The 6687-nt window shown below is 71.8% G+C and carries 6 protein-coding genes, 1 tRNA gene and 1 pseudogene; 5 read left to right on the forward strand and 3 right to left on the reverse strand.

Features of this window, described 5'->3' with window-relative positions; genetic code table 11:
- Window positions 1-28 precede the first annotated feature (28 nt).
- Window positions 29-259 (reverse strand): annotated as a pseudogene (locus Z052_RS11905) (aminotransferase); the annotation flags it as partial.
- 138 nt (window positions 260-397) lie between these two features.
- Between Z052_RS11905 and Z052_RS11910 the strand changes: the two are divergent.
- A complete protein-coding gene (locus tag Z052_RS11910; RefSeq protein ID WP_094495396.1) occupies window positions 398-1417 on the forward strand; it encodes an AI-2E family transporter in 1020 nt (339 codons plus the stop codon).
- An 87-nt stretch (window positions 1418-1504) separates the two neighbouring features.
- Entirely contained in the window at window positions 1505-3139 is a 1635-nt protein-coding gene (locus Z052_RS11915) for a succinic semialdehyde dehydrogenase (RefSeq protein ID WP_086219765.1), read from the forward strand.
- Between the two features lie 50 nt (window positions 3140-3189).
- Here the strand turns inward: Z052_RS11915 and Z052_RS11920 are convergent, their stop codons facing one another.
- Window positions 3190-3780 carry an NAD(P)/FAD-dependent oxidoreductase gene (locus Z052_RS11920; protein ID WP_094495397.1) on the reverse strand — a complete coding sequence of 197 codons (591 nt, stop codon included), beginning with the start codon at window positions 3778-3780 and terminating at the stop codon, window positions 3190-3192.
- Window positions 3781-3875: 95 nt separating this feature from the next.
- Window positions 3876-4766 (reverse strand): hypothetical protein, encoded by an 891-nt coding sequence (locus Z052_RS11925; RefSeq protein ID WP_094519722.1) that lies wholly within the window; start codon window positions 4764-4766, stop codon window positions 3876-3878.
- 153 nt (window positions 4767-4919) lie between these two features.
- On the opposite strand from Z052_RS11925, the gene Z052_RS11930 reads away from it, so the two are divergent.
- From Z052_RS11930 to Z052_RS11940, 3 genes are all read left to right on the forward strand, one after another.
- Window positions 4920-4993 (forward strand) — tRNA-Tyr (locus Z052_RS11930).
- Between the two features lie 138 nt (window positions 4994-5131).
- The gene (locus Z052_RS11935) at window positions 5132-5797 is read left to right on the forward strand and encodes a thermonuclease family protein (protein WP_089308771.1); all 666 of its coding nucleotides are present in this window, start codon (window positions 5132-5134) and stop codon (window positions 5795-5797) included.
- A gap of 33 nt (window positions 5798-5830) precedes the next feature.
- Window positions 5831-6586, forward strand: coding sequence for a hypothetical protein (locus tag Z052_RS11940; protein ID WP_049932537.1), 756 nt, complete (start codon window positions 5831-5833; stop codon window positions 6584-6586).
- Window positions 6587-6687 lie beyond the last annotated feature (101 nt).

Below are 6687 nucleotides of genomic sequence, written 5' to 3' on the forward strand. Positions count from 1 at the left end.
GCGGGAGGACCGTCAGGAAGTTCGCCTACTGGGTGCCGCAGGTGAACAGCACCTCGTCGGCGGAGCGGTCGTAGCGGTCGCCGACGGACGCCCGGAACTCCGGGTCGCCGTTCGTCGGGATGACGTAGCCGAGCTCCCCCGGATCGAGGTCGAACCGGCTCGCGTCGAGCGACCGGATGCCGCTTTCGGCCAGCATGATGTCGGCCTCGTGTTCGTACTCCGCGAACCAGCGTTCGAGGCCGAACGGGTCGATGCGCATACCCCTCTTCGGGCGGGCGCGAGGTTAGGTGCTGTGGTTGGCGACGTCGTCGCGGACCGCTCCCGCGGCCGCCCGCGAATCGGAGGCACTGCGGGCCGCCATCGCAACGCATTTCGCCGGGGGTTGCGACACGACGGCATGGTTCTCAACCGGCAGCGGCTGTTGGGCGTGCTGTTCGTCGCCATGGCGACGCTCACGGCGGTCGCGCTGGCGGAGGTGCTGCGGACCGTCGTGTTCGCGGTCACCGTCGCGTACGTCCTGTATCCGCTCCGGCAGCGCCTCGTCGGCCGCGGCCTCTCGCGTCGGATCGCGTGCGTGGTCTCGACCGGCGTCGCGTTCGTCGGCGCGACCCTCCTCGTGGCGCCGCTGCTGTACACGCTGTACCGGCGGCGGTCGGAGCTGATAGCCCTCCTCGAAGGGGTCCCCGACCTCGTCCCGATCACCGTCGGCGGGTTCCAGACGGTGGTCGAGATCGCGCCGTACGTCGCGGCCGCGGAGACGTGGATCCGCGGGGTCGCGATCGCGGTCGCGGGCGCGGCGCCGGTCCTCGTCTTGGAGGTCGTCGTGTTCACCTTCCTCGTGTACGGCATCCTCTACCGGCCGCGTGCGGTCGAGGCGGCCGTCTTCGGCGTCGTCCCGCCCGAGTACCACGACATCCCCACACGGCTCCACGAGCGGACGCGGCAGACCCTCTACTCGATATACGTCCTCCAGGCCGCGACCGCCGCCGCGACGTTCGTTCTCGCGGTCGCGGTGTTCCGGACGCTGGGCTACGGCTCTCCCGTCCTGCTCGCGGTCATCGCCGGCGTCCTCCAGTTCATTCCCGTCGTCGGTCCGAGCATCCTCATCGTCGCGCTCGGCGCCCTGGACTTCCTCGTCGGCGCGACCGGGCGGGCGGCCGCCGTGCTGGTACTCGGGCTCGTCGTCGTCGCCTTCGTGCCGGACGCGGTGATCCGCACTCGGCTCGCCGGCTGGACCGGGAAGATATCGCCCGGTCTCTACTTCGTCGGATTCGTCGGCGGCATCCTCACCCTCGGGGCCGTCGGCGTCATCGTCGGTCCCCTCGCCGTGTCGCTGCTGCTCGAAGCGATCGACATGCTCTCCGAGCACGTCGACCCGACGGACTCGGTCGGTGGCGACGCGGGCTCGACGCAGTGACCGGCGACGCGGGCCCGACGCAGTGACCGCCGACGCAGGGCACCACCGGCACGGCTTTCCATGGCCCGACCCTCTGTCCGACACCTGATGTCCTCGACGGATCCCCCAACCGCGGTCGGCGCCGCGCCGACCCTCACGGCGCGGCGTCTCGACGGACTCGCCGATCGCGTCTTCAGCTCGCCGGACGGAAGCGGCGACGACGGCGACGGCGCGATCGACGTCTCCGCCCCGGCGACTGACGAGCGGATCGGGCGCGTGCCGGCCTGCGACGCCGACGACGTGTCCGCCGCGGTCGAACGCGCCCGCGACGCGCAGACGGCGTGGGCCGAGGTGTCGGCGACCGAGCGCGCCCGTATCGTCGACCGGTTCGGCGACCTCGTCGCGGACCGCCGCGAGGAGCTGCTCGACGTGCTCCAGCTGGAGACCGGGAAGTCTCGGCGCACCGCGGTCGAGGAGCTGTTCGACGTGCCGACCGGCTGCTCGTACGTCGCGAGCGAGGCTCCGGGCGCGCTCGCCGAGGAGCGTCGCCGCGGGGTCGCGCCCGGCGTCGCGACCGCGACGGTCACCCGCGAACCGGTCGGCGTCGTCGGCGTCATCTCGCCGTGGAACTACCCGCTGACGCTGTCGATGGCCGACGCGATCCCCGCGCTCGCCGCGGGCAACGCGGTCGTGCTCAAGCCGGACGAGAAGACGCCGTACGGGGCGCTGCTCCTCGCGGAGCTGCTGGAAGTCGCCGGGCTCCCCGACGGCCTCTTTCAGGTCGTCACCGGCGAGGGGCCTCAGGTCGGGCCGCCGCTGATCGACGCGGTCGACTACGTCGCGTTCACCGGTAGCACCGCGACCGGCCGGACCATCGCGGAGCGCGCGGGCCGGAACCTGATCGGCTGTTCGCTGGAGCTCGGCGGCAACAACCCGCTCGTCGTGCTCGGGGACGCCGACGTCGACGAGGCCGCCCGCGGCGCGGTCCAGGCCTGCTTCTCGAACGCCGGGCAGCTCTGTCTCTCCGCGGAGCGGATCTACGTCGTCGAGTCCGCCTGCGACGAGTTCCTCGACGCGTTCGTCCGCGAGACGGAGGCGCTCACGCTCGGGACGGGGTACGACTACGACGCCGACCTCGGCTCGCTCGTCGACGCCGACCAGTTGGCCCGCGTCGAGTCGCACGTCGAGGACGCCCGCGAGCGCGGGGCGACGGTCGAGACCGGGGGCCGAGCGCGGACGGATGTCGCGCCGTACTGCTACGAGCCGACCGTCCTCACCGGGGTCGAGCCGGACGCCGCGGTCGCCTGCGAGGAGACGTTCGGTCCGGTCGCCGCGGTGACGGCGGTTCCGGACGCGGACGCGGCGGTCGCCGCCGCGAACGACTCCCCGTACGGCCTCAACGCGAGCGTCTGGACCGGGGACCGCGAGCGAGGCGCCGAACTCGCCCGCGAGATCGACTGCGGGACCGTGAACGTCAACGACGCGTTCCTCGCGACCTGGGGCGCGGTCGACGCACCGATGGGCGGGTTCGGCGACTCCGGCCTCGGTCGCCGACACGGGCCCGAGGGGATCCGACGGTACACGGAGACGCGGACCGTCGGCGTCTCGCGGGTCGGCCCGCTGACGTTCCCAGACCGGATCCCGACCGACTGGTTCGTCCGGGGCGCGTTCGCCGCGACCCGGCTCGGTCGACGGATGCGTCGCGGCGTCGACGAGGTCCGTCGTCGCCTGTCGCGCCGCTGACTGACCATGCGGAATCGACGGCGCGCGACCGACGACGGCGAAAAGCGGGGTTACTCCGCGTCGTCGATCAGGTCGCCGAACACCGACGCCGCGGTGTCTGGCACGTCGAAGTCGTGGTAGTGCTCGCCCTTCTCGTTCGAGAGGATGTTGAGCGCGGCGGCGGCGCCGTCGCCGGCGGAGATGACCGCCTGCCACTCCTCGGCACGGGCCATTGCGCCGGTCGCGTAGGCGCCCTCGACGCTGGTCTCCATCGACACGCCGACGCTGACGGTGTCGTCGTCGTCGAACTCGCAGCCGAGCGCCTCCGCGAGGTCGCGGTTCGCGCCCGTCGCGAGGACGACGTAGTCGGCCTCGTACTCGCCGTCCTCGGTCGTCACGGTGAACCCGCCGCCTCCGTCCTCGACGCCGGTGACCTCCTCGCCCTGGCGGCGGTCGACGCCGAAGTCGTCGGCCTGCTGGCGCGCGGTCGCCATGAACTCGCTGCCGCCGACCGAGCCCACGCCGAGATAGTTGAACAGGTGCGCCTTGTGCATCCACGTCTCGTCCGTGTCGAAGAGGACGGTGTCGAGGCCGTTCTTGCTCGCGAACAGCCCGGCGCTCAGTCCGGCCGGTCCACCGCCGACGATTGCGACATCTGTCATGGTCGCTACAACGCAGTCCCGAACATAAGGCTTGGCGGAAGCGGGGATCGGTCACGGCGGACCTCGCGGCGACCCCTGTCGCCGCGGCCGACACCTCACTCCGCGAAGTCAGAGAGGGACCCGGTCCCGTCGCCCGCGCCACCCCCCTCGTCGCCCGTGTCCGGCTCGGCATCGCTCCGGTGCGTCTCGCCGTCGCCCGTGTCCGGCTCGGTGTCGCCGGAGGCCGATCCGCCCCACGGGTCGTCGGGATCGACCGGTGCGACGGCGCGGGCGAGCTCCGCCTCGTCGTACTCGACCTCCTCGTCGAGCACCATCGCGAGCCGCTGCCACCGCGCGCTCTGTTCGTCTTCGCCCTCCGGGCCGACGCGCGCGCCGTGCGTCTTGAAGAACCGGGTGCCGCGCCCGCGCTTGGATCCCTCGCCGGTGTGCCCGTCGAAGACCGCGTCGAACTCCCCGTCCGGTTCGAGGTCACCGACGGGGAAGTCGTGCGCCGGCTCCTCCCCGCGGGCGCGCGCCTCGGCCCGGAGATCGGCGACCGCGCCGAAGTAGGCGTCCGCGTTCGACGCCTCGCGTGTCGAGCGAGCGCGGGCGGCCGCGAGCGCGGCGTGGATCCCGCAGAGCCGGCCCTTCCACGCGTCGGGCTCCCAGCGCTCCGTCGCGAGTTCTTCGTAGCGCTCGATCGTGAGCGCGACCTCGTCGCCCGCGCGCAGGTCCTCGACGACGTAGAGGTTGAGTCGGTCCCAGAGGTTCCAGGCGTACCCGGAGCGCGCCAGCTCCCACGCCGCCCACGCCGCGATCTCCTCGTCGGAGCGCCGGACCGCCTTCTGGAGCAGGCTGGAGACGACGTACCGGCTGTACCCGCCGTCGGTCTCGTTCGGCTCTTTCTCCTCGCCGAAGTCGTTCTCGCCCGTCGCGTCCGGCGTCCGATCGGTTTCGAGGCTCCCGTCGGACCCGAACGTCGCCTGTCTGTCGTCGCCGTCGGCCATGTCCCCGCTCCCGCCGCGAGAGACTTAACAGCCCCGCGGCGAGCGTGGGTCGCGAGCGGGGTTCGAGTCCGGCGATCCACCCCGCGGTACGGCGGATCACACCTGCTCTGAAAGGGAACTCTTAAGTCGAATCCGGCGGCTATGTTTCGGTAACCGCCCTTAGCTCAGCCTGGTAGAGCAGTCGACTGTAGATCGACTTGTCCCCCGTTCAATTCGGGGAGGGCGGACTGAATTTCTGACTCGTGAGCGACAGCGAGCGGGTGAGGCTTTTCTTTTTCAGCGAGAGAGTTGGTTAGTAGTAGCACGCGAGTAAGCTGAACGACTTTCCTGCCTATTTATACTGAAACCAGCGCAACACGGGATCGATGCGCGTTCGACCGAGGCTGGTCGCGGTCATCGGAGTCGTCGCGGTCGTCGCACTGTCCGGCTGCGCCGGGGGTCCGGGCCCCGCCACCGACGGGGATTCACCGACCGGCGACCTCAACTCGCCGCCGACCGATCCGGCGGGAGTCGACCCCGGCGACCCGGACGACACGACCTGGACCGGCACCGTCGTGCGCGTCGTCGACGGCGACACGGTGGAGGTCGAGTTCCCGAACGGCGAGGTCGACACCGTCAGGCTCCTCGGCGTCGACACGCCCGAGACGAGCGCCGACGTGACTTCGCCGGGTGAGTTCGAGGGGATCCCCAACACCGACGCCGGCCGCGCGCACCTCCGAGCGTGGGGCGGTGAGGCGGCCGCATTCGCCGAGTCCGAACTCGCCGGCGAGGAGGTCACGGTCGTCGCCGGCGGGGACCGACGCGGCGGCTACGGGCGGCTGCTGGCGGTGCTGTACGTCGACGGTGAAGATTTCAACGAGCGCCTGCTGACCGAGGGGTACGCGCGGCTGTACGACACCGAGTTCGCGCTACGCGACGCGTACGCGGCGGCCGAAGCCGACGCGAGGGAACGCGGGGTCGGACTCTGGGCGTTCGACGAGTCCGACTCCCCCGCCGATGCGGGCGCGGTCGACGCCCCTGTGCCGGCGTAACACACTTAAGAGCGCGCTCGGTACGATGTCGTAGTGGCATCCCGACAGGGCGGGTCGGGGGACGCGGAGCCCCTCGGGCCCGGATCGACGGAGCGTCGGACCGTTTCCACGACCGCCGCCGGCCGGCAGGCAGACGCCCGGCCTCGGTCGCCGCCGGAGTCGCCCGCGCGCCGCCGCGCTCGGGCCGGCCGATCCGGCTCGACCGGCCGAACCGGCGAGTATCGGTCGGTTGATCCCCCGCACGGTGGCGAGGCCGCCGCCCGGACGCCGGAGGATCCTCCCGTGCGCGACCCGGGCCGCTACGCGCTGACCGATCACTTCCGCGAGCGGCTCGAACAGCCCGGTCGGTACGTCTCGACGCGCACCGTGAGCGACGCGATCCGCGAGGGGCAGCTCCGGTGGAACAGCACCGACGGGTGGCGGTTCGCCCTCGTGGAGGGCGGCGTCCGGTTCGTCGTGGTCGTGAGCGACACGGAGACGAACTCCCCGGTCGTCGTCACCGGCTGGACCGAGGTCGCGGACCGCGAAGATGCGCTGGAGGCCTCGCGGTGGGACGGGGTCGACGTCGACACCATCGCCGTGCGGGCCGCGCTGAGCGAGTCGGCGTCGACGCCGATCCCGGACCGGATCCGCCCCCGGACCGTGACCCGCCCGTTCGAGGTGGGCGAACACCGCCTCGAAACCGAGCCGGGCGAGCCATTCGTGCGCTGTACCGACTGCGGCTGCCGGTTCCGCTCGAAGGAGGGGATCACCTCGCGGCGGTGTGGGCAGCGGTCGCCGGGCCGCTAGTCGGCGATACTCATTTCTACTCAACTCCATTCTGTTCGCTCGGTTCACGAGTGGCCAAGTCGCTGCGCTGGCGCGCGCCTCCGAGCGCCCGCGGGGCGCGA

The sequence above is a fragment of the Halorubrum sp. C191 genome (assembly GCF_002727095.1).
In the GTDB taxonomy this organism is placed as follows: domain Archaea; phylum Halobacteriota; class Halobacteria; order Halobacteriales; family Haloferacaceae; genus Halorubrum; species Halorubrum ezzemoulense.

Coding starts and splice junctions, on each gene's coding strand:
- Z052_RS11915 (WP_086219765.1), top strand. CDS start 1,505: ATGTCCTCGACGGATCCCCCAACCGCGGTCGGCGCCGCGCCGACCCTC.
- Z052_RS11920 (WP_094495397.1), bottom strand. CDS start 3,780: ATGACAGATGTCGCAATCGTCGGCGGTGGACCGGCCGGACTGAGCGCC.
- Z052_RS11935 (WP_089308771.1), top strand. CDS start 5,132: ATGCGCGTTCGACCGAGGCTGGTCGCGGTCATCGGAGTCGTCGCGGTC.
- Z052_RS11925 (WP_094519722.1), bottom strand. CDS start 4,766: ATGGCCGACGGCGACGACAGACAGGCGACGTTCGGGTCCGACGGGAGC.
- Z052_RS11910 (WP_094495396.1), top strand. CDS start 398: ATGGTTCTCAACCGGCAGCGGCTGTTGGGCGTGCTGTTCGTCGCCATG.